This is a genomic window from Burkholderia pyrrocinia (assembly GCF_003330765.1).
In the GTDB taxonomy this organism is placed as follows: Bacteria; Pseudomonadota; Gammaproteobacteria; order Burkholderiales; family Burkholderiaceae; genus Burkholderia; species Burkholderia pyrrocinia_B.
On record NZ_CP024902.1, the window covers coordinates 1,433,137 to 1,459,066 of the forward strand.

Below are 25,930 nucleotides of genomic sequence, written 5' to 3' on the forward strand. Positions count from 1 at the left end.
ATGACAATTGTCAACCCGTTTCGTTACGAGGCACAACCAAATGGTTATCGCCCGAAAGACGCATTCGTTGCCATGCTTCCCTCGACAATCGGAACGAAGAGTGGCTTGCTTGAGGCGCTCGCGTCCTTGCTCGCATTTCCGGCATATTTCGGCTTCAACTGGGATGCGTTGTTTGACTGCTTCCGTGACTTCAGTTGGCTAAACGAACACGACATCGTGTTGATCCATCCAGAGCTCCCGATGTTGCAGCAGTCAGAGCTCAAGATATATCTGCGTTTGCTGCGCGACTCAGCTCTCGATTGGCGTCCAGACGAAGCACATCGCTTCGAGGTCGTATTTGCCGAGTCGGACAAGGAGACCGTAGAACGCTTGCTGCGTGAGGGATAGCCGGCTACCAGCATCTTCGATGGATTGAATCCGAGCACATGGGGCTTGATGGAGATGAGCCTCATACAAAACGGATTGCAAAAAAGCTGATGAGTTTGTTGATGTAGGACTTCTGGCTATGCCGGTCTTACCGCTTCCACCGCATCTTGGGTCCGCTCGGGCATTTGTCAAATACATTCCTAACCAAAAGTGACCAATCTTAAAAGGGAAATTATGAGGCGGTTAGCATTTGGGTCACTTTTCGTCTTCATTTCGTTCGCTGCACGGGCCCAACTGGCCCCCACTCCGAACGACCAGGCCGCCGCCGCCCGCGCGAACGCGGAGCAGAATCAGCAGGTGCAACAGCGCCGTGACGCCCAGCAGCGCGACGCCACTGTGCAAGCGCCGGGCGTGCGTTCGGACTTACCACGCCCGGAAGCCTATCCGGTATTGCCGACTGAAACGCCGTGCTTTCGAATCGATCGTTTCGCGCTCGACGTGCCCGACTCGTTACCGGCCGCGTCAAAGGCGCAAGGCGCGTCAGCCCTGCCGATGGATCGCTTCGCCTTTGCGCGTGACTGGCTTGCGCACTACGCCGGCCAATGCGTCGGTAAGCAAGGCGTCGACCTGATCGTTAAAGGCGTGTCGCAGGCCATCCTCGCACGCGGCTACATCACGACCCGCGTACTCGTGCCCGAGCAGGATTTGTCCACCGGCACACTGAAGCTTGCTCTGATTCCGGGCGTGATCCGCCACGTGCGTTTCAACGACGAGAAGTTGCGCGGAACGTGGAAGACCGCTTTCCCGACTCGCGACGGCGACGTGTTGAACCTGCGCGACATCGAACAAGGGCTTGAGCAGATGAAGCGCGTCTCAAGCCAGGACGTGTCGATGCGGATCGCACCGGGTGACATGCCGGGCGAGAGCGATGTCGTGCTAGACGTGAAGCGCGGAAAGCCGTGGACCGTTGTCGCGTCGATCGACAATTCCGGCACGCGCGCGACCGGCAGACTGCAAGGCAACGTATCGCTTGGCGTCGACAACCCACTGGGCCTGAACGACATCTTCAACGTCGGCTTCAACCAGGACTTGGAATTTGGCGACAAGCGTTTCGGTTCGCACGGCTGGAACGCGTTCTACTCGGTTCCTTGGGGATACTGGACCGGCACCCTATCAGCCTATACCAGCACGTACTTTCAACCGCTCGCGGCCGTGAACCAGACGTTCGTTGCCAGCGGCAACATGAAGACTGTCGACTTTAGGCTCAATCGTGTGCTGACACGCAGCCGGAGCGATGTATTCGGTGCCCAGGTTCGCCTGACGCGCCGCTTCGGCGATAGCTACATCGAAGGCACGACGATACCGTCGTCGCACCAGAACGCAACCTTCCTCGAGTTCGGCCTGAACGACCGGCACTATTTCGGCTCGGCGCAGTTCGACGGCTCGCTTGCCTATCGTCAAGGGCTCGGTTGGCTCGGCTCGACCGACAGCATGTTCGCGGCGGACGGCGGCCAGACTTACCGATTCAAGATGATCGTGCTCGATGCGAATCTGTCGACACCGTTCGTAATCGGTACGCAGCCGTTCAAATACGTGACGACCTTTCATGGCCAGTACACCGGCAATACGGTTTCGTACCTCGATAGCATCACGATCGGTAGCCGTTATACGGTGCGGGGATTCGATGGCGAAACTCTGCTGGCGGCGTCACGCGGTTTCTACTGGCGCAATGAATTGCAAGTACCGATCGCGCAGACCGGGCTATCGGCCTATGCCGGTCTCGACTACGGTCGGGTCTGGGGGCCGGAGCCGGTTGCCTTGGTTGGCACGCAGCTCGCCGGCGCAGTGATTGGTGTCAAGGGTAGTGTCGCAACGCGGTTCGGCGGATATGGCTACGACCTATTTGCCGGCACACCTGTCTACAAGCCGTCGGGTTTTCCGACGGCACGTGTGACGCTCGGTTTTCAGGTGACTGCTCAGTTCTAAAGACAATGAGCCAAGACACTTCTCCGACACGTACACGTCGCAAGCCCGATGTTGCATATGCCCGTCTGGTCGAGATTGCCACCGAACGGGGGCTTACGCTTCTGACGCTCAAATGGCGCGGGCTGAAGTCCTACTATGAATTCCGCTGCGAATCGGGCCATGACTTCACTCGCATAGGCACTGTCGCGATGCGAGGCACGATAACTTGCCTCCAGTGCGAGCAAGTGCGCGTGCAGGGCCGCTTTCAGGAGTTGCTGAGTGAACGCGGTCTTGTTTGTCATGAGGGATCCTATCTCGGTCAAACGGCGCGGCAACACTTCACCTGTCGTTCTGGACACGAATGGACTACTGAGGCTCGCAAGATTCTAGACGGTCATGGGTGTCCACGATGCGCAAAAGTTGAGTTGGCTGCTTGTCTCCTACATTCCGATGGCTTGAAACGCCTCCATGAGGCAGCGACGGAGCGCGGCGGTCGCTGTCTGACTGACACGTATATTGGTATCTCTGCCCATTACGAATGGGAGTGTGCCGAGGGCCATCGATGGACAGCCGTGGCTCACAGAATCGTCGACGGTGGATGGCGCCCGCACTGTGCACGAATCAGACACGGAGAACAGCAACGTGATCCGAACGGTTTCCAGCGATTGCAGGCCGCAGCGGCGTTACGCGGCGGACAGCTTCTCTCGACGGCGTATCACCTGACAAACTCGAAGTACCGATTCCGATGCGCACGTGGACATGAATGGACGACGTGGGGGCATTTAGTGCTTGGCGGGGCATGGTGTTGGCATTGCGCCAATCTCGCGAAGCGCCGAACGATAGAGGACATGCAGGCGGTTGCTGCGGAGCGCGGTGGTCGATGTCTGAGTACCGAATATCACGGCAATCGAGTCAAATTGACATGGCAGTGCGCACACGGGCATGTGTGGGACTCAATGCCCAACACGGTGGTCAATCGCGGCGCATGGTGCCCGAACTGTTTTCGGTTGCGAATCACGCGCGATCCGATGTTGCGCCGACGCTATGATCACGAGGGGAAGTGATTTGACCGTTGGAATCGTGGCGCGCGGCGACTACGACGAGTCTAGGCCAGACAACAGAAGAATGGGTGAGTGGGAAAGGGGGCGATCCGACGAGGCGGCCGACCTAGTTCCCGAGTATCCCCAAAGCCCACTACGAGCGGGCTTTGTTGGGATACTGCTGAGCTCGAACCAGCCCAGTATGCGAGTCACGAGTTCCAGCGCAAACTGGCCGCCTACGGCATGCGTTGCTCGATGAGCCGCAAGGGAAATTGTTGGGGCAACGCCCCGACGGAAAGCTTCTTCAACAGCTTGAAGAACGAACGGGTTCACGCCAAGCGCTACCGGACGCATCAGGACGCGAAGGCTGACCTGTCCGAATACATCGAAGCGTTTTACAACCGCCGTCACGTTTCACTTCGATAACGGCATCGAGCGCCGCGAACGGCGACGGACGAGCGGCTTCGAGTTGAGTGAGACCGGCTGCTCTCACTGACAAACACTTTCGACTGCGACCGATTCGACCTAGAACGAGTAGGCGAGCGATGCGAACAGGCTGCGCGGCGCGCCCGGCGTGACCCACTGGCTGTTGTACGAGCTGACATAGGTCGTGCGATTGAACAGGTTGTTCAGTACGACCGACGCGCGCAGGTGCTTGTTGACTTGCACGTAGCTGTTGATCTGCACGGTCGCATAGGCGGGTAGCTCGAAACCGTCCTGCGTGTTCGCCGTATTGCCGGCCCGGCGCCCGACATAGATCACGCCTGTGCCGACGCCCGCCTTGTCCGCGAACGGCAGCGCGGTTTCGTACATGAGCAGCGCGCTGCCGCTCAGCCGCGGAATATCGACGAGGCGCGCGCCGGGTGTGAGCACGGCATCGCGTGTGACCTCGGCATCGACATACGCGAAGTTGACGATGCCGCGCAAGCCGTGGCCCAGGTCGCCGTTCCATTCGAATTCGACGCCGCGGCTGCGCACCTCGCCGGCCGCGCGCGAGAAGCCCGCATTCGCCGGATCGGCGGTCAATACGTTGCGCTTGTTGACGTAGAACGCCGCGACGGTCGCGAGCCAGCGAGCCCCGGCCCATTTCGCGCCGGCTTCGTAGCCATGCCCCTTCTCCGGGTCGAATGCACGACCGTCAGCATCGGCGCCGTTGTTCGGCCGGAACGAGTACGCGGTGTTCGCATACAGCGACAGCGCGGGGCTCATTTCGTACACGACACCGATGCGCGGGCTCAACGCAGTCTGCAGCTGACTGCTCGTCACGCCTTTCAGGCGGTTCTCGACCGACTGATGGAAGCGATCCCAGCGCAGCCCGGCGAGGATTTTCCAGTGAGATCCGAACGCCAGCGTGTCCTGCGCGTAGGCGCCTTGTCCGTCGTCGCGCTCGAGCAGGTTGGTCGCGGTGCGTAACGTCGGCGTCGGCTGGCCGTAGACGGGATCGAAGATGTCGATTGAATAAGGCGCGGCGGCGCTCGGCGTCGAGCGCGCGACGAACTGATCGTAGTTGAAGCGATACGCATCGACGCCCATCACGAGCGTGTGGCCGATGGCGCCGGTGCGGAACTTGCCGGTCGTTTCGATGCGGCCTTGCAAGTCGTTCGAGTGAAACGCGACTTGTCGGTAGCGGCGCCACAGCGTGCGACCGTCCGGCTGCAGCGCGAACGCTTCGGACGAGCGACCGGACAGGTCGGTGTCGCGCTGCGCGAAGCCGGCGTTGATCGACCAGTTCCCATCGATGCGGTGCTCGAGCGTGAACTGGTGGCCCGTGTTGCGCACGTCGAAGTCGCCGTCGCGCGGCTCGCCGAGGAAGCGCGATGCGGGAATCGCGCCGAGTTGCCCGTTGACCGCTACCACGCCGCGATCGAGCGGCGCGCGCTGGCGCGCGCTTTCGAACTCGTAATGGAGCGTCGTGTCCGCGCCGATGTCCCACGTGAACGACGGTGCGAACAGGTAGCGTTTGCTCGACACCGTATCGCGGAAGCTGCCGTTGTTCTCGTTCATCGCGACGAAGCGGTATGCCAGCGATTTCGTGACGGGTCCGGTCGAATCGAGCGTCTCGCGCAACGCGCCGTAGCTGCCGGCCGACACGTCGACGGTGTTCGAGCGCGCGAACTGCGGCTGCTTCGTGGTGTAGCTGATGAGGCCGCCCGGATCGCCGCGGCCGTATAGCGCGGACGCAGGCCCCTTGAGCACCTCCATGCGTTCGAGGTTAGCGGTGTCGCGCGGGACGCTGATCCCGCGGTTCCACGAGAAGCCGTTGACGAGGTAGTCGGTGCCGGACGTATTTCCGTCGCCGGCAAATCCGCGCACCGCGTAGTTGTCCCACAGCCCGCCGAAGTTGTTCTGGCGTGCGACGCCCGCGATCCAGTCGTACAGATCCTCGCCGCGCGTCGCGGCGACGGTCTGGGCCAGTTTCGCGTCGACGCTGCTGACCGCGAACGGAATCTCCATCACGTCCGTCTCGGTGCGCGTCGCGCTCGTCGATTCGGGCGCGCGAAACGGCGCGGTCGTGCGCTGCCCGGAGACCTCGATGGCGGGCAGCGGCACTTCCTGCGCATCGGCGGCGCTCAGACCGGCCGTGCCGACGACGATGGCCATCGGTGCGGCCGCCCAGTTTTTCCTGCCCATACCCGTCCTTTGATGTGGTTCGCGTTCGGGCATGGCGGACGGCTTCGCGCCGGCATCTGTGTCCCAAACAGTACATTCGTGCAGAAATTTAATGCAAATGAGATGCATTTGCAATCGTAAGATCATGCTTTTGTGTGCGACGCGAAGCGGCCGGTAACGGGGCGGCCGCCGTCGATCTGCCGGTGCGCAACGGCGATACCGACGATCAGATCGCGACGACGACCGACCTGTTCGAGCGGATGCGATTGGCCATGGATTTCGAGAGCGGCGGGATCGTCACCGGTTCGCTCGCAGTCGGCGAAGCGGGAGCGCTGCGGTTCCGGCTGATGCTCGACGTCGCATCCGGACGAAAATCCCGAAGCGAGGAGTGCATCGGCGAACGCGAGTTCGTGCTGTCGCTGTGCGGCGAGATCATGTGACGCGGCGGAACGACCTATTGCAATGCGCCGCCAGTAACATTTTCCCTGTAGCCGGGCAGGACTACGATGTTTTCTTGGACTGTGAGCGTCGTACGTGTCGGACAGCAATTCGCAGAATCGACAAAGATGGCTTAGATGAACCTGTTAGCGCAACATCGGCAAGGAAGTGCTCGGCCATGTGAAGGCGAGTCGGGATAGCTGGCCGGTTCTGAAACATACAAGGGTATTAGTCGCGCATGACGAGCGACGGGCGGCGATCCCTAAACACCGCTATCTGACGGAGCGTGCGCCGGGTATGCCGGCCTCCCTTTCTCAGACCACGGAGCGGTGAAAACCTGAATCCTGGGCTGGCCAGGCTCGATGGACCTTGGTAGGAAGTGATGGCGATGCGCTATTGGGGGCGGCGCTCGTTGTTGAACTGTCGCCAGCGTTCGATGAGCACCTTGGCTCCGGCACGGGTACGGAACTATTCGCGGTTCAGCAGTTCGTCACGCAACTTGCCGTCGAAGCTCTCGACGAATCCATTTTGCGACGAACTGCCGGGCGCGACGAAGGTCGGGCCGATTGCTGCATCTCGAAGCCACACGTTCGAATCGCGCAGGGCGGGCCAGTCTGAACCTTCCAGAACCTTCCGGTGTTACAACCGGGGTTACCCAACCTCATCACTCAACCGTCACCGATTTCGCCAGGTTCCTCGGCTTGTCGATATCCGCCCCACGCAAACACGCCGCGTGATACGCGAGCAGCTGCAACGGCACGACGTGCAGGATCGGCGACAGCAGCCCGTAGTAATCCGGCATCCGCAGCACCGACACGCCTTCGCTGTTGTCGATCCGCGTATCGGCATCGGCAAACACGTAAAGCTGCCCGCCGCGCGCCCGCACTTCCTGCATGTTCGACTTGAGCTTTTCGAGCAGCGCGTCGTTTGGCGCGATCGTCGCGACAGGCATCGTGTGGGTCACGAGCGCCAGCGGCCCGTGCTTCAGCTCGCCCGCGGGATACGCTTCCGCATGGATATACGAAATCTCCTTCAGCTTCAGCGCACCCTCGAGCGCGATCGGGTAGTGCAGCCCGCGCCCGAGAAACAGCGCATTCTCGTGCTGCGCGAATTCCGCCGCCCAGCGCTCGATCTGCGGCTCGAGTCCGAGCACTTCGTCGAGCGCGCCGGGCAGTCGCCGCAATTGCATCGTGTAGCGCGCGAGCTGCGCGTCGTCGACGTAGCCGCGCAGCCGCCCGAGCGTGACGGCGAGAATGAACAGCGCGACGAGCTGGGTCGTGAACGCCTTGGTCGACGCGACGCCGATTTCCGGGCCGGCGCGCGTCAGGAAGCGCAGGCCGGTCTGACGCATCATCGCGCTGGTCGGCACGTTGCAGATCGCCAGTGTGTCGATGTGGCCGAGCGCCTGCGCGTATTTGAGCGCGGCGAGCGTGTCGGCGGTCTCGCCGGATTGCGACACGCTCACCACCAGCGTGTTCGGCAGCGCGAGCGCGTCGCTGTAACGGTATTCGCTCGCGATCTCGACCTGCGCGGGCACGCGCGCGATCGTTTCGAGCCAGCGGCGGGCGGTCAGCCCGGAATAATGACTCGTGCCGCACGCGAGAATCAGCACGTTGTCGATCTGCTCGAACGCCCGCGCGGCGTCCGGGCCGAATACCGACGGATCGAACAGCCCCGCATCGGGGATGGTCGCGGCCACGGCCTGCGGTTGCTCGAAAATCTCCTTCTGCATGAAATGCCGGTACGGCCCGAGTTCGACCACGGCCTGCGCGGAGGAAACGGTTTGTATCGTGCGCTCGACCGGTGCGCCGGTGCGATCGAGGACCCTCGCGCCATTCGGCGTCAACTCGACGATGTCGCCTTCCTCGAGAAAGATGAAGCGGTCGGTGATGCCGGCGAGCGCGAGCGCGTCGGACGCGAGAAAGCATTCGCCGTCCTTCAGGCCGACGACGAGCGGCGAGCCGGCCCGCGCGCCGATCAGCCGCTGCGGCTCGTGCTTGCTGAACACCGCGATCGCGTAGGCGCCGTGAAGCTGCGACGTCGCATCGCGCACGGCGGCGAGCAGGTCGCCGCGATACATGCTGTGGATCAGGTGAGCAACGACCTCGGTGTCGGTCTGTCCGTCGAATTCGTAGTGCTCGTCTGAAAGTTGCTTGCGCAACGTTTCGTGATTCTCGATGATGCCGTTGTGAACGAGTGCGATTTCATCGCGCGAGAAGATCGGATGCGCGTTGCAGGTCGCCGGCGCGCCGTGCGTCGCCCAGCGCGTGTGCGCGATGCCGGTACTGCCGGTCAGGCCGGCGCTGCGCACGTGCGCGTCGAGATCGGCGACGCGCGATACGCTGCGCTCGCGGCGCGCCTGGCCGTCGACGACCGTCGCCACCCCGCATGAATCGTAGCCGCGATATTCGAGGCGCCGCAAACCTTCAATCAGAATCGGAACGATGTCCCGTTGCGCGACCGCGCCGACGATGCCACACATGACCCGTCTCCTTCCCTGTGATTTATCCCGGACCACGCACACGCTTGCGTCAGCGCGACGCGGTCTCCGTTGTCGCCGCCGTCGTGAATCCGCACTGAGCGGGCACGACAGGGGCGGTCATCCGGCTTTCGAATGCCAGATAAAGCGACTCCTCCAGTACGTTCCAGTGTGCGCCGTGCCGGTAGGGGCCCGATCGCGCATGCCAGCACGCGACCGTGCTCCAGTCATTCATCTTGAATGCGACCAGCGCGATCAAACTCCATGGATAATCGGTGCCGGCGAGCTGTGGCCAGGTCTTGCCGTATTTCTGCATCCACTGCGCATAAATCCTCTCGTTCGATTGTTCGGGAACCTGAATGCCGGACAGGAGCGGGAAGATCTGCGCGACTTTCGCCGGATAAAAGCTCGTATCGCTGATTCGCTGCGTGCTGGCGCGAAAGCCGGATTGCGCGCCGCGCCAGAACACCTTCAGGATCGCCGACGCGAGCTGGTCGGCGCGCTGGCTCCACGGGCCCGCGTGCGTGTAGTCGGCATGCTGGACGTAGTGGGCCGCGAGCGCCTGGAACGCGCTGTGTACCTCGACGTTGTCCATCAGCAGCGCGACGTGCAGCGTCGACGAGATCTGATAGACGCCGGAGGGTTTGTCGAGCAGCGTGTCCAGATGCGTGCCTGCGCGGTTGAGGCTGAGTTCCCACGCGGCAGGCATGCCGTCGGGTGGTGCGAAGCGGGCGAGCAGCTCGATCCAGGTCGCCATCATCGCGTCGTCGGCATCGGCTTCGGCACATGCGCTGTACTGGCCATTCTTCACGCAGTAGCGATCGAAGCCGCCATCCTGATGCTGGCGAGGCAACAACCATGCGATCCACGCGAGTGCCGCCTGACGGGCGTCGAGTTGTGCGTCGGCGGCGGCGAGCAGTGCCTTCGCCGCGAAATAAGGATCGATGCCGGCGCCGTTCAGGCGCACGGTGATCGCGCCGTCGGGGCGTTGGTACATCCCGTTGAGCTGGAGCTCGGCCGCGCTCGCGTGCAGCGCGAAGCCGCACGCGACGACGCAGCAGGCAACGCGCCACGACCGGCACAGCCGGGTGGCGGCCGCCACGCATGCGCGTGCGGTCGGGAAAAGCGCGGGCCGATTCATGATCGGGGGCTCCTGCGCAATCGTCGCCGGGCGCGGCGTTGGCCGCGTCGCGCGCCGGCGAGCGTGTCGACATTGGGGCTCAGTTCACCTTGGCGATGGTGAACATGAGGCTTGTGCCGTGATTCGCGCTCACGAGCCGGTTCTTCGCATGAGAGCCCGAAGGCGGCCGGTGGATCGCGCGGATGTCAACGGGAAGCGGCGGCACGTTCGTCGCGCGGGGCGGTTGTCTTTCGCCCCGGGCGGACGCATCGTGTCGCCTCCCGGCTTCGTTGCTTTGGCGTCCCCGTCTGTCTGCTGTCGTGCACGTACATCGGGACGCACCTGTCTGGCATTAAGCAAGGCATGAGCCATCGGCCGCGATGCCCTGCGCAGCAAGGGGCGGGGTGCCGGCCGCGGGTGCGGCTCGCGCGGCGGCGGCGTGTTTTGATTCATCGACGAATCAGCTTGTGCGCATGCGGCGCGATTGCGCGCGGTCGGGTTCACGGCCCGCACGCGTCACGCGGCGGGCGATTTGTCTGCCTAACCTGCGCCGCCTTGCCGGGTGTGGCTTGGCGTGGTTGGGCGTCACGCGCCGTTCGTTGCGAGTGCATCGGCCGGGAAGGCGTGGCGGAGCCCGCTGCTGCATTCAGCGGATGGGCCGAACTCCGATGTAACGACCCCGTTCGGGATCTGCGTTACACATTCGCAACATTTCCCGCCCGTCGATTCGTGTGACGCGAACGATGCTGCGTGTCGGGGAAATCCTCCGTTCGTGACCGTGGCCGGACGGTCGATTGCATGCTGCGCACTGCACAGACAAAAGTGGCGAATCGAAGCGACGCAAAGCGTTTCGAAAGAAGCATGAGGTCCGATGCGAAACGGGCGCTCGACACGCGCTCTACACGAATTTGCCATTCATCGGACGACGTCGCCGATGGATCGCACGACCGCCCGGATGTTTATCCGTGTCGCGCTCGCTCGGCGATGCGACGCTCGTAGCAGTTGTGAAACATTCCATTGCGCGCGGCATGTGCGCCGCATGCGCGGCGCGAACCGGGCCCGGCCGCAGGAAGGCTGGTTTGAATATTGCTCTAGTGGGGAGTGACGCGACGAACAGACGTGACGCTCGACACAGCGGGGAATGACCCATGACGTGAATGATCAACTGCAACGGGATGCCGGTAGTACGACGATTCGCGTGGCGGAGACCTCGCGGACAGGACGGCGCGCTCGCCCCGCGACACCGCCACGTGCAGATCGCGTGCGAGTACGGGAAGCGCCGCCTGAATACAGGCTTCGCGCCACGAGCAGGGTCATACGGCGCGAAGTGGCTAAACGAGGATAACGATGAAAAAGATCTTGCTAGTGTTCGGGACTCGGCCGGAGGCCATCAAGATGGCGCCGCTGGTGCGTGCGCTGAAGGCGCAACCGGATGTCGACGCCAGGGTATGCGTGACCGCTCAGCACCGTGAAATGCTCGATCAGGTGCTGACGTTGTTCGACATCAAGCCCGACTACGATCTCAACCTGATGCGGCAAAGTCAGACGCTGACCGACGTGACGACCGGCATTCTTCAGGCGATCGGCACGGTCTTCGACGAATTGCATCCGGACGTCGTGTTGGTGCATGGCGATACGACGACCACGCTTGCGGTCAGTCTTGCAGCGTTCTACCGCTATTTGCCGGTCGGGCACGTGGAGGCCGGTTTGCGCAGCGGCGACATCTGGTCGCCGTGGCCGGAGGAGTTGAATCGCCGCGTGACCGACGCGGTGTCGTCATGGCATTTTGCGCCGACCGGGCAGGCACGCGACAACCTGCTCAGCGAGGGCGTGCCGGGCGGGGCGGTCGTGCTGACTGGCAATACCGTGATCGATGCGCTGCACGAGGTCAAACGCATGCTGGACCACACCGCCGCGCTGACGGAGAAGGTCTCCGCACATTTTCCGTTTCTCGAACCGTCGCGTCGCGTCGTGCTGATCACCGGCCATCGCCGTGAGAGTTTCGGCGAGCCGTTCCAGCATTTCTGCGAGGCGCTGTGCACGCTCGCGAACCGCTATCGCGACGCGCAGTTCGTCTATCCGCTGCACATGAATCCGAACGTGCGGGAGCCGGCTCGTGCACGGCTCGGCGGCGTGCCGAACATTTACCTGATCGAGCCGCAGGAATATCTTTCGTTCGTATTCCTGATGTCGCGCGCGCATTTCATCATCACCGATTCGGGCGGCATTCAGGAAGAAGGGCCGGCGCTGGGCAAGCCGGTGCTGGTCACGCGCGAGACGACCGAGCGCCCCGAAGCGATTCAGGCCGGCACCGCGCGGCTCGTCGGCACGGATCCGGAGCGCATCGTGAGCGAGGCATCGCGGCTGTTCGACAGCGACAGCGCCTACGAGGAAATGTCGCGTGCGAGCAATCCGTATGGCGACGGTCATGCGAGCGAGCGAATCGTTCACGCACTGATGCGTACGCCGGGGGCGACCACGAAGACGACGAGTTTTTCGATGGGTGCCGCGGAGCTCCCGGTTAACGCGCTCACGCTGGGGTTGCAGGCGTTGAGATCGCCGTGAACGTGATGACGCGGTAAATTCAGAACCGTTGGTGCAGTCGTGAAAATGTCCGGCCCGGCCGGACATTTGCATTTGTGCAGCCTCGCCGTTCAGTCAGGCGGACGCCCGGCCGGGCAGCCAACGATGCGTGTCGCGACCGCATCGGTGCGTCGCGCCGTCCCGCAGCGGGTCACGCGACCGTGCACGCCGATGTCGGTGAACTGCCTGCCCCGATTGCCTAAAGCTCCCGAATCGTCGCGATCGGACGGAAAATCGGAAATGGTTCGATAATGCGATCGGCGATCCATGCGGACGAGCAAAAACTGGCCGGGATGTCGTTGAAAGGTTGCGCAGGCAACCGGCCGACAGCATCGTTTGCAGCATCTGCCCGATCGTGTCTGCAGGCGACACGGTCCACGAAACGGCGCCACGCTTGCCTGGTTGTTCGGAATGTGCGCCGCGCCGTTCGAATCCCCACTCGATGCCCGTCCGACGCGGGCGTCGCAACCAGGAGGTGAACGATGATCACGCTGACCGTCAACGGTAGCGAACAGCACTTCGACGGCAATCCCGGCATGCCGTTGCTCTGGTATCTGCGCGATGTCCTCGGCCACACCGGCACCAAGTTCGGCTGCGGCATGGCGCTGTGCGGCGCGTGCACCGTGCATCTCGACGGCGTCGCGATCCGGTCGTGCATCACGCCCGTCGCGGCTGCTTCCGGCAAACGCGTGACGTCGATCGAGGGACTGTCGACGGACCTGACCCATCCGCTGCAGCAGGCCTGGCAGGAGCTGAACGTCGCGCAATGCGGCTACTGCCAGTCCGGGCAGATCATGCAGGCCGCGTCGCTGCTGAAGACGAATCCCCATCCGACCGACGCCGACATCGACAATGCGATGTCCGGCAACATCTGCCGCTGCGGCACCTATACGCGCATTCGCGCGGCGATCCGGCTGGCCGTGCGCCGCGGAGGTGCCGCATGAGCTTGCCCGAACTCTCCGTTCTCAACGAAAGCCGTCGCGCGCTGCTGCTCGGCTTCGCCTCCGGCGGGCTGCTGCTCGCGTTCGGCGTGCCGTCGCTCGCGCGCGCGGCCGCGCCGGTGCAGCCGCCCGTCAGCGCGAATCCGCAGTATGGCGGCGCGGGGATGCCCCACGGGTTGCGCGACGATCCGCATCTGTTCGTTGCGATCGCACCGGACGGCGCCGTCACCGTGACCTGCATCCGCTCCGAGATGGGGCAGGGCGTGCGCACGAGCGTCGCGCTCGTGGTGGCCGACGAACTGGGCGCGGACTGGGCGCGCGTGAAGGTCGCGCAGGCTGTCGGCGACGAGCCGCGCTACGGCAACCAGAATACCGATGGCTCGCGCAGCCTGCGCCAGAGCTTCGCCGCGCTGCGCCGTGCGGGCGCGGCCGCGCGCACGATGCTCGAGCAGGCCGCTGCAACGGCATGGGGTGTCGACGCGCGCCAGGTCAAGGTGACGGTGCACGAGATCGTCGACACGAAGAGCGGCCGCAGGCTCGGCTTCGGCGAGCTTGCCGCGAAAGCGGCCGCGTTGCCGGTGCCGGATCCCGCCACCGTGGTGCTGAAAGCGCCGGCCGAATTCCGCTATATCGGCAAGGGCGAAACGGCCTTGATCGATGGCCGCGACATCGTCGGCGGCCGTGCGCACTACGGGATCGACACGCGGCTCGACGGCATGCTGTATGCGGTCGTCGCGCGACCGCCGGCCTACGGCGACACGGTGGCGTCGTTCGACGCATCGGCCGCCGAGAAGCTGCCGGGTGTCGTCAAGGTCGTGCAGCTCGCGTCGACGCCGCTGCCGTCCGGCTTCCAGCCGCTCGGCGGCGTGGCCGTCGTCGCGCGCGACACGTGGACGGCGATCCAGGCGCGCGCGCAGTTGAAGGTCGACTGGAAGCACGGGCCCAACGCGAACTACGATTCGGCCGCCTATCGCAAGACGCTTGAAGCGGCCGCCGCGCAGCCGGGCGACGTGATCCGCAACGACGGCGACGCGGCCGGCGCGCTCGCCGGCGCCGCGAAACGCGTACGCGCGACGTACTACATCCCGCATCTCGCGCACGCGACGATGGAGCCGCCCGCGGCCGTCGCGCGTGTGGCCGACGGCCGCTGCGAAGTGTGGACCTGCACGCAGGCGCCGCAGACCACGCGCGACGAGATCGCGAAAGCGCTCGGACTGCCGACGGAGCACGTGACGGTCAACGTGACGCTGCTCGGCGGCGGTTTCGGCCGCAAGTCGAAACCGGACTACGTGGTGGAGGCGGCGCTGCTGTCGAAGGCGGTCGGCGCGCCCGTCAAGCTGACGTTCACGCGCGAGGACGACATCGCGCACGACTATTTCCATGCCGTGTCGCTCGAAGCCTTCGATGGCGGGATCGATGCGTCGGGGAAAGTGGTGGCGTGGCAGCATCGCACGGTCGCGCCGTCGATCCAGTCGACCTTCAGGGCAGGCGTCGTGCACGAGCAGCCGGGCGAGCTCGCGCAAGGGATCGCGGACCTGCCGTTCGCGATTCCGAACGTGCGGATCGAGAATCCGGCCGCGCAAGCGCACACGCGGATCGGCTGGTTCCGTTCGGTCTACAACATCCCGCACGCGTTCGGGATTCAGAGCTTCGTGTCGGAGCTGGCGCACGCGGCCGGCCGCGACCCGAAGGATTTCCTGCTCGAGCTGATCGGGCCCGCACGGCGTTTCGAGCCGCACATCACGGTGAAGAACGTGAACTACGGCGAGGATCCCGCGCTGTATCCGGTCGATACCGGGCGGCTGCGGCGCGTGGTCGAGACGGTCGCGCGCGAAGCCGGCTGGGGGCGCAGGCTGCCGAAGGGGCACGGGCTCGGGATCGCCGCGCATCGCAGCTTCGTGTCGTACACGGCGGCGGTGTGCGAGGTGCAGGTCGGTGCGGATGGCAAGATCTCGGTGCCGCGTGTCGACATCGCGATCGACTGCGGGCCGCAGGTCAACCCGGAGCGCGTGCGCTCGCAACTCGAGGGCGCGGTGGTGATGGGGCTCGGCATTGCGCTGCACGGCGAGATCACGTTCAAGGACGGCCATCCGGAACAGAGCAACTTCAACGGTTTCCAGGTGCTGAGAATGAACGAGGCGCCACGCGAAATCCGCGTGCATCTGGTCGCGCCGGACGACTTTGCGACGCCGCTGGGCGGCGTGGGCGAGCCGGGCCTGCCGCCCGTTGCGCCGGCGCTGACCAACGCGATCTTCGCGGCGACCGGCACGCGCATCCGCAGCCTGCCGGTCGCCGATCAGCTCGCGAAGCCGCACGCGGGTTGACGCACGACCCCAGAGCCGGGCCGCATTGTGCGGCCCGGTACGCATCAATCCCTGAGCAAGGAGTGTCGACGTGGCCTCATCCGATGTCAGCCTGAAGCAGACGGTTTTCCCCGCCGAATGGGATGCGCGAGTCAACCTGGCGGCTGCCTATCGCCTCACCGCGCTGTTCGGCTGGGACGATCTCGTGTTCACCCATATCTCCGCGCGTGTGCCCGGCCCGGAACACCATTTCCTGATCAACCCGTATGGAATGATGTTCGACGAGATCACGGCCTCGTCGCTGGTCAAGGTGGATCTCGACGGACGCAAGGTGTCCGATTCGCCGTACGAGATCAATCCGGCCGGCTTCACCATTCACAGCGCGGTGCATGCGGCCCGCGACGACGCGCTGTGCGTGATGCATACGCATTCGATCAACGGCGTTGCCGTGTCGGCGCAGGAAGCGGGCTTGCTGCCGCTGTCGCAGCAGTCGCTCGGCGTGCTGGCGTCGCTCGGTTATCACGACTACGAGGGCATCGCGCTCAACGAGGGCGAGAAATCGCGCCTCGTGCGCGACCTGGGCGCCAACACGAACCTGATGCTGCGCAACCACGGGCTGTTGACCGTCGGCGCCACGCCGGCCGATGCGTTCGTCGCGATGTACTTCTTCGAAGCGGCCTGCATGATCCAGGTCCGCGCACAGGCCGGCGGCTCGGCGCTGTTGCCGATTGCGCCACCGATTCTCGACGGCATCAGGCAGCAGATCGCCGCGGTGACGAGAGGGATGGGCGCCGGGGCGCTCGTCTGGCCCGGATTGCTGCGCCGGCTCGATCGACGCAATCCCGGGTACGCGGAGTAGCGCGTCGGTCGTTGTTGTTTGCGAACGACCGTGCTAAATTCCTGCCAGCCCTTGCAATCGCGGAACCCTTCATTCGGCTGACAAAGTCGGCACCCCGGGAGGCAGCACGATGAGCCTGTTGATGTCGCGACGCGATCTCGCGTTCCTGTTGTACGACTGGCTCGATGCCGAAGCGCTCGTCGCGCTGCCGCGCTACGCGGAGCACAGTCGCGAGACCTTCGATGCGGTGCTCGACACCAGCGAGCGGATCGCCGAGGACCTGTTCGCGCCGCATGCGGCGCGCGGCGACCGGGAAGAGCCGCATTTCGACGGTGAGCGCGTGACGCTGATCCCGGAAGTCGGACCGGCCGTGCGCGCCTTTGCGGATGCCGGGCTGATTGCCGCGGGCCATGACGAAGCGCTCGGTGGCATGCGGTTGCCGAAGCTGGTCGAAGCCGCGTCGTTCCTGTTCTTCCAGGCCGCGAACATCGCGACCGCCGCGTATCCGTTCCTGACCGTCGCCAACGCGAACCTGCTCGTCGCGCACGGCAGCCCCGCGCAGATCGACGCGTTCGCGCGCCCGGAACTGGAAGGGCGCTTCCTCGGCACGATGTGCCTGTCCGAACCGCAAGCCGGTTCGTCGCTGTCCGACATGACGACGCGTGCGGATTTCGAAGGCGACTCGCCGCTCGGCCCGCGCTACCGGCTGACCGGCAACAAGATGTGGATTTCCGGCGGCGAACATGAGCTGGCGGAGAACATCGTCCACCTCGTGCTCGCCAAGATTCCCGACGAACACGGCCGGCTGCTGCCCGGCACGCGCGGCATCTCGCTGTTCATCGTGCCCAAGTACCTGCCGGGAACCGATGGCGGCGCCCGCGGCGCGCACAACGACGTGACACTCGCCGGGCTGAACCACAAGATGGGCTATCGCGGCACGACCAACTGCCTGCTGAATTTCGGCGAAGGCACGCGCTATCGTCCGGAAGGGCGTGCGGGTGCGATCGGCTATCTGGTCGGCAAGCCGAATCACGGCCTCGCATTCATGTTCCACATGATGAACGAGGCGCGCATCGGTGTCGGCGCGGGCGCGGTGGCGCTCGGCTACACGGGCTACCTGCACGCGCTCGACTACGCGCGCAACCGGCCGCAGGGGCGTGCACTCGGGCCGGCCGGCAAGGATGCCGCGGCGCCGCAGGTGCCGATCGTCGCGCATCCGGACGTGCGGCGGATGCTGCTCGCGCAGAAGGCCTATGTCGAAGGCGGTCTCGCGCTGATCCTGTACTGCGCGAAGCTGGTCGACGAAGGGCGTGCGCACGACGACGCCGAGGTGCGCGCCAATGCCGCGCGCCTGCTCGACATCCTGACGCCGATCGCGAAAAGCTGGCCGTCGCAATGGTGTCTCGCCGCGAACGACCTCGCGATCCAGGTGCACGGCGGCTACGGCTACACGCGCGATTACGCGGTCGAGCGGCTCTATCGCGACAATCGCCTCAATCCGATTCACGAAGGCACGCACGGGATCCAGGCGCTCGACTTGCTGGGTCGCAAGGTTGCACAGGACGACGGCGCATTGCTGCGCGCGCTCGACGTGCGGATCGGCACGACCGTCGAACGCGCGCGGACGCTGGATGCCGGGATGCGCGAGCAGGCCGATGCGCTGGCGCAGCGCTGGGTGCGGCTGTGCGACGTCACGCAGCAGTTGGGCGCGATCGGCGATCCGCAGGCGCGGCTCGCGAACGCGAGCGTCTATCTGGAAGCGTTCGGCCATCTCGTCGTCGCATGGCTGTGGCTCGACGTGACGCTCGCCGCGCACGGGCACGGCGGCGATTTCCACGACGGCAAGCGTGCGGCGGCCCGTTACTTTTTCAACTGGGAATTACCGAAGGTGGATGCGCAGCTCGATCTGCTGTCGAGCGTCGACACGACGACGCTCGACATGCGCGACGCGTGGTTCTGAACGTTGTCGCGCTGACATTCATTCTGGAATGCTGATGATGTTGCGGATGCCGATCGTGCCGGCCGCCGCATACTCGTCGTGAACCGGCCGTGCGGGTGTGCCCCGCAGGCTGACCCGATGCCCGGCCACGCCGCGCAAGGAGAGAGAAGCACATGAAAGCCCTGTTGTGTACCGCATTCGGCCCGATCGACCGCTTGCGCATCGAGGACGTGGCGATTCCCGAACCGGCGGCCGGTCAGGTCCGGATTCAGGTGAAGGCGGCGTCGCTCAATTTCCCCGACGCGTTGATCGTCCAGGGCTTGTATCAGGTGAAGCCGGCGCTGCCGTTCTCGCCGGGCGCCGAGTTTGCCGGCGTGATCGATGCGGTCGGCGAAGGCGTCACCACCTGGCGGCCCGGCGATTCCGTGGTCGCGTTCACCGGGCACGGCGGGTTCGCGGAACAGTGCGTGGCCGACGTGCACCAGATTGCCGCGCTGCCGCCGGGCATGACGTTCGAGCAGGGCGCGGCGCTCGTGCTGGCCTACGGTACGTCGCTGCACGCATTGCAGCAGCGCGCGCGCCTGCAACAAGGCGAGACGCTGCTCGTGCTGGGCGCGGCGGGCGGCGTCGGGCTCGCCGCGATCGAGATCGCGAAGGCGCTCGGCGCGCGCGTGATCGCGGCGGCGTCGAGTGCGGACAAGCTGGCGCTGTGCCGTGAAGCGGGCGCCGACGAGACGATCGACTATGCGACCGAAGACCTGCGTCGCCGCGTGGACGAACTGACCGGCGGCCGCGGCGCCGACGTCGTCTACGATCCGGTGGGCGGCGCATACAGCGAGGCCGCTTTGCGCGCGACCGCCTGGCACGGCCGCTTCCTCGTGGTCGGCTTCGCGGCCGGCGAGATCCCGAAGATCGCGCTGAACCTGGCGCTGCTCAAGGAGCGCGACATTCTCGGCGTGTTCTGGGGCGACGCAGTGCGCCGCGACCCGGCGCAGCATGTGGCGAACATGCGTCTGCTCGCCGAATGGTTCGCGGCCGGCAAGGTGCGGCCCGCGATCACCGAGCGCGTGTCGCTGACCGGTGCGGCCGACGCGATCGCGCGGATGGCGAGCCGGCAGGTGAAGGGCAAGGTGGTGATCCTGCTGGGCGCGTGATCGGGGCCCGGTGATCGGCGGCGCGATGCACACCCCGCACCCCGTGCCGGCACGCGCCATCGCGATGCTGTTGCCACCGTGCCGACGGCCGCTACCCGATTCGCCGCCTGGACGCTGCGACGCGGGATTCGGCGCAGCGCGGATCAGTCCTTCGGCAGGCGCAGGATGTCGAGCGCATCCTGCGAAAACTCGACCCAGAACCGCTCGTTCGCGATACCGGCCTGCAATACCAGGTGCTGAAGGCGCTTCGTGCGCGAATCGGCGCCTTCCGAAAAATCGCGCGCCTCGATCTGTAGATACAGGTCGAGCTTCTCCTGGTGAAGCGCGATACGTCGCCTGATTTCGTCCTCGAGCCCGGCCGGACCGAGCGCGGCTTCCGCACGCAGTCGCACCAGCAGCGCTTCGCGCAGCGGCATCGGGTCGTCCTGTTCGGCGATCCAGCGCCGCAGTTCCTTCTTGCCGGCCGGCAGGATCCGGTACGCGCGCTTGCGGCCGCGCCCCGATTCGGCGGGCAGCGATTCGATCCAGCCCGTTTCCTCGAGACGCCCCAGTTCGCGATAGATCTGCTGATGCGTCGCCTGCCAGAAATAACCGATCGAGCGATCGAAACGGTCGGCGAGTTCGGAGCCCGAACCGGGGCGTTCGGCGAGAGCGGTGAGAAGCGCGTGAGGCAGGGACATGTCGGATCGGAGGAGGCCGCGGAATGAACCGCATCTTGCCATATCGGGGCCACAGTACAAGCGGGTAGCCTTGTTTGTGCAACATGTTGCGCAAACGAAGGCGGCGAGCTAGTATCTCTGCAACTTGTTGCATTAACCGGAGCCGACCGATGACCCGCTATCCGCATTTGACGACCCCGCTCGAACTCGGCTTCACATCGCTCAGGAACCGCGTGCTGATGGGGTCGATGCACGTCGGCCTCGAGGAAGCGCCGAACGGCTTCGAGCGGATGGCGGCGTTCTATGCGGAGCGCGCAAGAGGCGAGGCCGGCCTGATCGTCACGGGCGGATTCGCGCCGAACGAGCGTGGCCGTCCGGCGCCGGGCGGCGCGATGCTGACGACCGAAGCGGATGCCGAGCGTCATCGCGTCGTGACGCGCGCGGTGCATGCGGAGGGCGGCAAGATCGCGCTGCAGATCCTGCATTTCGGGCGCTATGCGTATCACCCGGCGCTCGTCGCGCCCAGCGTGCTGAAGGCGCCGATCAACCCGTTTACGCCGCATGCGTTGAGCCGCGACGAAGTCGACGAGACGATCGCCGATTTCGTGCGATGCGCGGCGCTCGCGCAGCATGCGGGCTACGACGGCGTCGAGATCATGGGTTCCGAGGGCTACCTGATCAACGAATTCATTGCCGCCCGCACGAATCATCGCGACGACGCATGGGGCGGCGCTTACGAGAACCGCATCCGCTTCGCGGTCGAGATCGTGCGGCGCGTGCGTGAGCGGGTCGGCGCGCATTTCATTGTCATTTACCGGCTGTCGATGCTCGATCTCGTCGAAGGCGGCTCGACGCTCGACGAAGTGATCCGCCTCGCACAGGCGATCGAGGCGGCTGGCGCGACGATCCTCAATACCGGCATCGGCTGGCACGAGGCGCGCATTCCGACCATCGCGACCAAGGTGCCGCGTGCCGCATACGCATGGGTGACACGGCAACTGATGGGCAAGGTCGGCATTCCGCTCGTCGCGACCAACCGGATCAATACGCCGGAAGTCGCCGAGCAACTGCTCGCCGACGGCAGTTGCGACATGGTGTCGATGGCGCGGCCATTCCTTGCCGATGCCGAGTTCGTCCACAAGGCGCGGGAAGGGCGCGCGGACGAAATCAACACGTGCATCGGCTGCAATCAGGCGTGTCTCGACCATACGTTCAGCGGCAGGATCACGTCCTGTCTCGTGAATCCGCGTGCGTGCCACGAAACCGAACTCGTGATCCGCCCCGCGCAGCAGCGCAAGCGGATCGCGGTGGTCGGCGCCGGACCGGCGGGCCTCGGCTTTGCGGTCACGGCGGCCGAACGCGGTCACGCGGTGACGCTGTACGAAGCCGGTGCCGAGATCGGCGGCCAGTTCAATCTCGCGAAGAAGGTGCCGGGCAAGGAAGAGTTCAACGAAACGCTGCGCTACTTCCGCCGGCAGATCGAACTGCGCGGCGTGGCGCTTCACGTCAATACGCGCGCGACCGCCGAGATGCTGCTGCAGGGCGAGTTCGACGAAGTGGTGATCGCGACGGGCATCGTGCCGCGCATGCCGCCGATCGACGGCGTCGGGCATGCGAAGACGCTCGGCTATCTCGACGTACTGCGCGACGATCAGGCCGTGGGCCGCAGCGTCGCGATCGTCGGCGCCGGCGGAATCGGCTTCGATGTCGCGGAATTCCTCGTCCATCGCGGCGACGGCAAGCGTGTCGACGCGGACCGGTTCTTTGCCGAATGGGGTGTCGATCGATCGTATGCGAATGCCGGTGGCCTGGGCCGTGCGCGGCCCGAACCGACGGCGCGGCAGGTGCATCTGCTGCAGCGCAAGGCGTCGAAGGTCGGCGACGGGCTCGGCAAGACCACCGGATGGATTCATCGCACGGCGCTGAAGGCGCGCGGCGTCGGGATGTCGTCGGCGGTGACCTACCGGCGCATCGACGACGACGGATTCCACGTGACGATCGACGGCGTCGACCAGACGCTGCAGGTGGACAACGTGGTGATCTGCGCCGGGCAGGAACCGTCGCGCGAGCTGGCGGCGCAACTACAGGCCGCCGGATGCAAGGTTCACCTGATCGGCGGCGCGCACGAAGCCGCCGAGCTCGATGCAAAGCGCGCGATTCACCAGGGCACGACGCTGGCGGCCACCCTTTGACACCGATTCGTTTCTTTTCCGCCCGACGATACAGGAGACTTCGATGACGCAATCACCGCTGCAGGTTCATCCCGCTGTCGCGAAATCGCTCGACACATGGCATGCGCTGATCGAACGCAAGGATCTGGGCGCGCTGGAATCGATCGTCCATCCGGACGCCGTGTTCCGTTCGCCGATGGCGTTCAAGCCGTACGGGCCGGCGCCCGCGCTGTTGATGGCGCTGCGCACGGTGATCACGATCCTCGGGAATTTCACCTATCACCGCCAGTTCGTCGCCGACGACGGCAAGAACGTGGTGCTGGAGTTCAGCGCGAGCGTCGGCGACAAGGCGCTGAAGGGGATCGACATGATCCGCTTCGACGACGACGGGCGGATCGTCGAATTCGAGGTCATGATCCGTCCGTTCAATGCGCTGCAGGCGCTCGGCGCGGAAATGGGCGCGCGGCTCGGGCAGCAGCTGCCGGCGTTCAAGGTCGGCGGCTGAGCCGGGCGGCTGCCGGGCGACAACCGCTGCCCGATCAGCGCGCGAGTTGCGCCTGCGCGAGCCGGCCAAGGCGCCGGATGCCGTCCTCGATGTGTTCGTTCCACACGTGTCCCGCGCTCAGGCGCAGGCAATGGCGAAAGCGCCGGCTCGCGGAAAAGACGTCGCCCGGTGCGAAGCAGATGCCCTGTTCGAGCGCGGCGTCGAACAGCGCGCGCGAATCGAATCGCTTCGGCAGCTCGAGCCAGAGCACGAAGCCGCCGGCCGGCCGGCTCACTTTCGTGTCGGCCGGAAAGCTCGCCTCGATCGTACGCGTCATCCGCGCCAGGTTCTCCTCGAACAGCCGCCGGATACGGCGCAAATGCGCATCGTATGCGCCGCTCGCGAGGAAATCGGCCAGCGCGACCTGAAGCAGCGTGGGGCCGCACAGGCTGAGCGCGAGCTTGCGTTCCATCACCTGTTGCGTACGGGCGCCCGCCGCGATCCAGCCGATCCGGTAGCCGGGCGCAAGGCTCTTCGAGAACGAACTGCAGTAGAGCGTATTGGCGCCGCCGTCGAGTGCGATGAACGGCTTCGGCCGCTCGCGCGCGAAGTGGATGTCGCCGTAGACGTCGTCTTCGATCAGCGGCACGCGATGCCGCGCGAGCACCGCGAGCAGCGCGCGCTTGTCGCCTTCGGTCATCGTCGAGCCGAGCGGATTGCCGAAGCTCGACGACAGCACGCAGGCCGCGATCGGTTCCGATTCGAGCCGTTGTGCGAGCATGCCGACGTCGACACCCCGCAGCGGGTCGGTCGGCAATTCCAGCGCCTTCAACCCCAGTGCCTCCAGCGTGTGAAGCAGACCGAAGTAAGTTGGCGACTCGACCGCAATCGTATCGCCGTGCTTCGCGACGGTATTCAATGCAAGCGTCAGCGCTTCGGTGCAGCCGTTCGTGACGAGGATGTCGTCGGCGGACAGCGGATGCCCGAAGCGCATGGCTCGCCTTGCGATTTCCCGGCGCAATGCCGGCTCGCCGTAAGGCGCGCAGTAGACGTTGTAGCGCATGCCATGCTGACGCGCCGCGCGAGCGAGTGCGAGGTCGAGCCGTTTCGATTGCAGCAGCCCCGTATCGGGCACCGCGCAGCCGAGCGGCACGAGTGCCGAATTGGCGGCGTGTTCGAGCAACGCGGCGACGGCGCCGCTGATCGACACCGTCGACGCTTTCGCGCGTGAGCGCGAGGCCGACGGCAACGCGAGCGTCCCGCCGCTTGCAGGCGCGACGTAAAAACCGGACTGCGGCCGCGAGACGAGCACGCCGCGATCTTCGAGCAGACGGTAGGCCTGCAGCGCGGTAGAGACGCTGATGCGCTGCTGCTCGCTCACGGCGCGCACGGACGGCAGTCGCGAGCCGGGTGAGAGCGTGCCGTTCTCGATCATGTCGACGATGAGATCGGCCAGTTGCCTGTAACGGTACGGCGTATGCGTTTCCATGGGGCGCCTGCGGCAGGGGAGTGACCGATTATCGATCGTGCCCCCGCGTCTCGCCAAGCAGAATTGTGTTGGTTCAATCTTCAGAAAATTGTGGCTGTTATGGTTTTCGTGCGAACGCTACGATGGCGGTGTTCCTGTCGGTTGACCAGCAAATGAGGGGCAAGCGCATGCAAGCAGCACAGACGCAATCCGGCGAGTGGCGCGGACGATTTCCGTACAACGAAATCATCTCGTTGCTCGACGTGAACCGGACCTTCAACCTGGCGGAGAGCACGTCGCAAGACCTGACGGTCGGCGAGCTGCTGGATCTGGCCGGCCTCGAGACGGTCCGCAACCTGAAGCTCGGCTACAGCCAGTCGGCCGGCACGGCCGTGCTGCGCGACGCGATTGCTGAAACCTGCAACGTGCCGGCCGCGCAGATCGTGACGACGCAAGGCACCGCGCTCGGGCTGTTTCTGCTGGCCTACGAACTATGCCGGCCTGGCGACGAGGCCGTGCTCGCGACGCCGTGCTTTCCGCCGAGTCGCGATTGTCTTGTCGGCGCAGGTGCGACGGTTCGTGAGGTGCGGCTGTCGTTCGAGAACGGCTATCGGCTGGACCTCGCGCAGTTCGAAGCCAGCCTGTCGCCGAAAACCCGGCTGGTCAGCATTGCCTCTCCACAGAATCCCGGCGGCGTGCAGGCGTTGCGTACCGAGATCGATGCGTTGCTCGCGTTGATGGCGCGGCGGTGCCCGGACGCGATACTGTTCATCGACGAGACCTATCGCGAAGCGAACTATGGCGATGCCGCCGTGGCTGCCAGTTTCGCGGGTGTCGATGCACGCATTGTCACGGGCTCGTCGGTGTCGAAGGCGCTGGGTGCGCCCGGTCTGCGGACCGGGTGGCTTACCGTGGCCGACGCAGGGCTTCGGGCGCGCCTGCTTGTGGCCAAGCTGAACACTGTGATCTCGGGTTCGGTGCTCGACGAGACGCTTGCCGCAACCGTATTGCGCCACCGCGAGCGCGTGCTCGCGCCCCGACGCCGGCTGCTTGCGGGCGCGCTCGACGACGTGTCGGGCTGGTGCGAAGGCGAGCGCAAGCGGGTCGAGTGGGTGCGGCCGGATGCCGGCGCGCTGTGCTGCGTGCGGCTGCGCGCGGATGCATTCGACGAGCAGGCCGTGTCGCGCTTCTGGCAGGTGTTGCCCGATCACGATGTGCAACTGGCGTCGGGCACCTGGTTTGGCGAAAGCAGCCGCGTGTTCAGGCTGGGTTTCGGCTATCTTCCGCTGGAACGCCTGCCGCCGGCGTTGTCGGCGCTGTCGCAGGCGATGGATGCGGCTGTTGCATGAACCGGGCGTGCGGCGGGGCGGGC

The 25,930-nt window shown here is 65.2% G+C and carries 17 protein-coding genes and 2 pseudogenes; 13 read left to right on the forward strand and 6 right to left on the reverse strand.

The window, feature by feature from the left end; all coding sequences use genetic code 11:
* The 3 genes and pseudogenes from CUJ89_RS06930 to CUJ89_RS06945 form a co-directional block, all read left to right on the forward strand.
* The gene (locus CUJ89_RS06930; RefSeq protein WP_082729036.1) at nt 1–387 is read left to right on the forward strand and encodes a barstar family protein; all 387 of its coding nucleotides are present in this window, start codon (nt 1–3) and stop codon (nt 385–387) included.
* Nucleotides 388–600: 213 nt separating this feature from the next.
* The gene (locus CUJ89_RS06935; RefSeq protein WP_114176698.1) at nt 601–2,352 is read left to right on the forward strand and encodes a ShlB/FhaC/HecB family hemolysin secretion/activation protein; all 1,752 of its coding nucleotides are present in this window, start codon (nt 601–603) and stop codon (nt 2,350–2,352) included.
* A 1,214-nt stretch (nt 2,353–3,566) separates the two neighbouring features.
* Nucleotides 3,567–3,791: pseudogene (locus CUJ89_RS06945) on the forward strand (IS3 family transposase); the annotation flags it as partial.
* Between the two features lie 105 nt (nt 3,792–3,896).
* On the opposite strand, the gene CUJ89_RS06950 reads toward CUJ89_RS06945, so the two are convergent.
* Nucleotides 3,897–6,002, reverse strand: a complete 2,106-nt coding sequence (locus CUJ89_RS06950) for a TonB-dependent siderophore receptor (RefSeq protein ID WP_114176699.1) — start codon at nt 6,000–6,002, stop codon at nt 3,897–3,899.
* 134 nt (nt 6,003–6,136) lie between these two features.
* On the opposite strand from CUJ89_RS06950, the gene CUJ89_RS38485 reads away from it, so the two are divergent.
* Entirely contained in the window at nt 6,137–6,421 is a 285-nt protein-coding gene (locus CUJ89_RS38485) for a UxaA family hydrolase (RefSeq protein WP_236654927.1), read from the forward strand.
* Between the two features lie 312 nt (nt 6,422–6,733).
* On the opposite strand, the pseudogene CUJ89_RS39040 reads toward CUJ89_RS38485, so the two are convergent.
* The 3 genes and pseudogenes from CUJ89_RS39040 to CUJ89_RS06970 all read right to left on the reverse strand — a co-directional run.
* Nucleotides 6,734–7,004, reverse strand: a pseudogene (locus CUJ89_RS39040) (integrase core domain-containing protein); the annotation flags it as partial.
* Between the two features lie 79 nt (nt 7,005–7,083).
* Nucleotides 7,084–8,901, reverse strand: a complete 1,818-nt coding sequence (glmS, locus tag CUJ89_RS06965) for a glutamine--fructose-6-phosphate transaminase (isomerizing) (protein ID WP_114176700.1) — start codon at nt 8,899–8,901, stop codon at nt 7,084–7,086.
* A 49-nt stretch (nt 8,902–8,950) separates the two neighbouring features.
* Nucleotides 8,951–10,039 carry a hypothetical protein gene (locus tag CUJ89_RS06970; RefSeq protein ID WP_114176701.1) on the reverse strand — a complete coding sequence of 363 codons (1,089 nt, stop codon included), beginning with the start codon at nt 10,037–10,039 and terminating at the stop codon, nt 8,951–8,953.
* A gap of 1,326 nt (nt 10,040–11,365) precedes the next feature.
* Between CUJ89_RS06970 and wecB the strand changes: the two genes are divergently transcribed.
* The 6 genes from wecB (at nt 11,366) to CUJ89_RS07000 (ending at nt 19,776) form a co-directional block, all read left to right on the forward strand.
* Nucleotides 11,366–12,583, forward strand: a complete 1,218-nt coding sequence (wecB, locus tag CUJ89_RS06975) for a non-hydrolyzing UDP-N-acetylglucosamine 2-epimerase (protein WP_114176702.1) — start codon at nt 11,366–11,368, stop codon at nt 12,581–12,583.
* A 500-nt stretch (nt 12,584–13,083) separates the two neighbouring features.
* Nucleotides 13,084–13,545: a (2Fe-2S)-binding protein gene (locus CUJ89_RS06980; RefSeq protein WP_114176703.1), complete on the forward strand. Its 462-nt coding sequence runs from the start codon at nt 13,084–13,086 to the stop codon at nt 13,543–13,545.
* A complete protein-coding gene (locus CUJ89_RS06985; protein ID WP_114176704.1) occupies nt 13,542–15,866 on the forward strand; it encodes a xanthine dehydrogenase family protein molybdopterin-binding subunit in 2,325 nt (774 codons plus the stop codon). The genes CUJ89_RS06980 and CUJ89_RS06985 overlap by 4 nt, the downstream gene beginning before the upstream one ends.
* Before the next feature lie 70 nt (nt 15,867–15,936).
* Nucleotides 15,937–16,704 (forward strand): class II aldolase/adducin family protein, encoded by a 768-nt coding sequence (locus CUJ89_RS06990; RefSeq protein WP_114176705.1) that lies wholly within the window; start codon nt 15,937–15,939, stop codon nt 16,702–16,704.
* Nucleotides 16,705–16,813: 109 nt separating this feature from the next.
* Entirely contained in the window at nt 16,814–18,643 is a 1,830-nt protein-coding gene (locus CUJ89_RS06995; protein WP_114176706.1) for an acyl-CoA dehydrogenase, read from the forward strand.
* 152 nt (nt 18,644–18,795) lie between these two features.
* Nucleotides 18,796–19,776, forward strand: coding sequence for an NADPH:quinone oxidoreductase family protein (locus tag CUJ89_RS07000; RefSeq protein WP_114176707.1), 981 nt, complete (start codon nt 18,796–18,798; stop codon nt 19,774–19,776).
* 143 nt (nt 19,777–19,919) lie between these two features.
* Here the strand turns inward: CUJ89_RS07000 and CUJ89_RS07005 are convergent, their stop codons facing one another.
* Nucleotides 19,920–20,456, reverse strand: a complete 537-nt coding sequence (locus CUJ89_RS07005; protein ID WP_201752282.1) for a PadR family transcriptional regulator — start codon at nt 20,454–20,456, stop codon at nt 19,920–19,922.
* A 149-nt stretch (nt 20,457–20,605) separates the two neighbouring features.
* Between CUJ89_RS07005 and CUJ89_RS07010 the strand changes: the two genes are divergently transcribed.
* Together CUJ89_RS07010 and CUJ89_RS07015 are read left to right on the forward strand one after the other, a co-directional pair.
* The gene (locus CUJ89_RS07010) at nt 20,606–22,627 is read left to right on the forward strand and encodes an FAD-dependent oxidoreductase (RefSeq protein ID WP_114176709.1); all 2,022 of its coding nucleotides are present in this window, start codon (nt 20,606–20,608) and stop codon (nt 22,625–22,627) included.
* Between the two features lie 43 nt (nt 22,628–22,670).
* Nucleotides 22,671–23,111: a nuclear transport factor 2 family protein gene (locus CUJ89_RS07015; RefSeq protein WP_114176710.1), complete on the forward strand. Its 441-nt coding sequence runs from the start codon at nt 22,671–22,673 to the stop codon at nt 23,109–23,111.
* Nucleotides 23,112–23,145: 34 nt separating this feature from the next.
* Here CUJ89_RS07015 and CUJ89_RS07020 read toward each other — a convergent pair whose 3' ends face one another.
* On the reverse strand, nt 23,146–24,579 hold the full coding sequence (locus CUJ89_RS07020; protein ID WP_114176711.1) for a PLP-dependent aminotransferase family protein: 1,434 nt from the start codon (nt 24,577–24,579) through the stop codon (nt 23,146–23,148).
* Nucleotides 24,580–24,746: 167 nt separating this feature from the next.
* On the opposite strand from CUJ89_RS07020, the gene CUJ89_RS07025 reads away from it, so the two are divergent.
* Nucleotides 24,747–25,907, forward strand: coding sequence for a pyridoxal phosphate-dependent aminotransferase (locus tag CUJ89_RS07025; RefSeq protein WP_114178518.1), 1,161 nt, complete (start codon nt 24,747–24,749; stop codon nt 25,905–25,907).
* Nucleotides 25,908–25,930 lie beyond the last annotated feature (23 nt).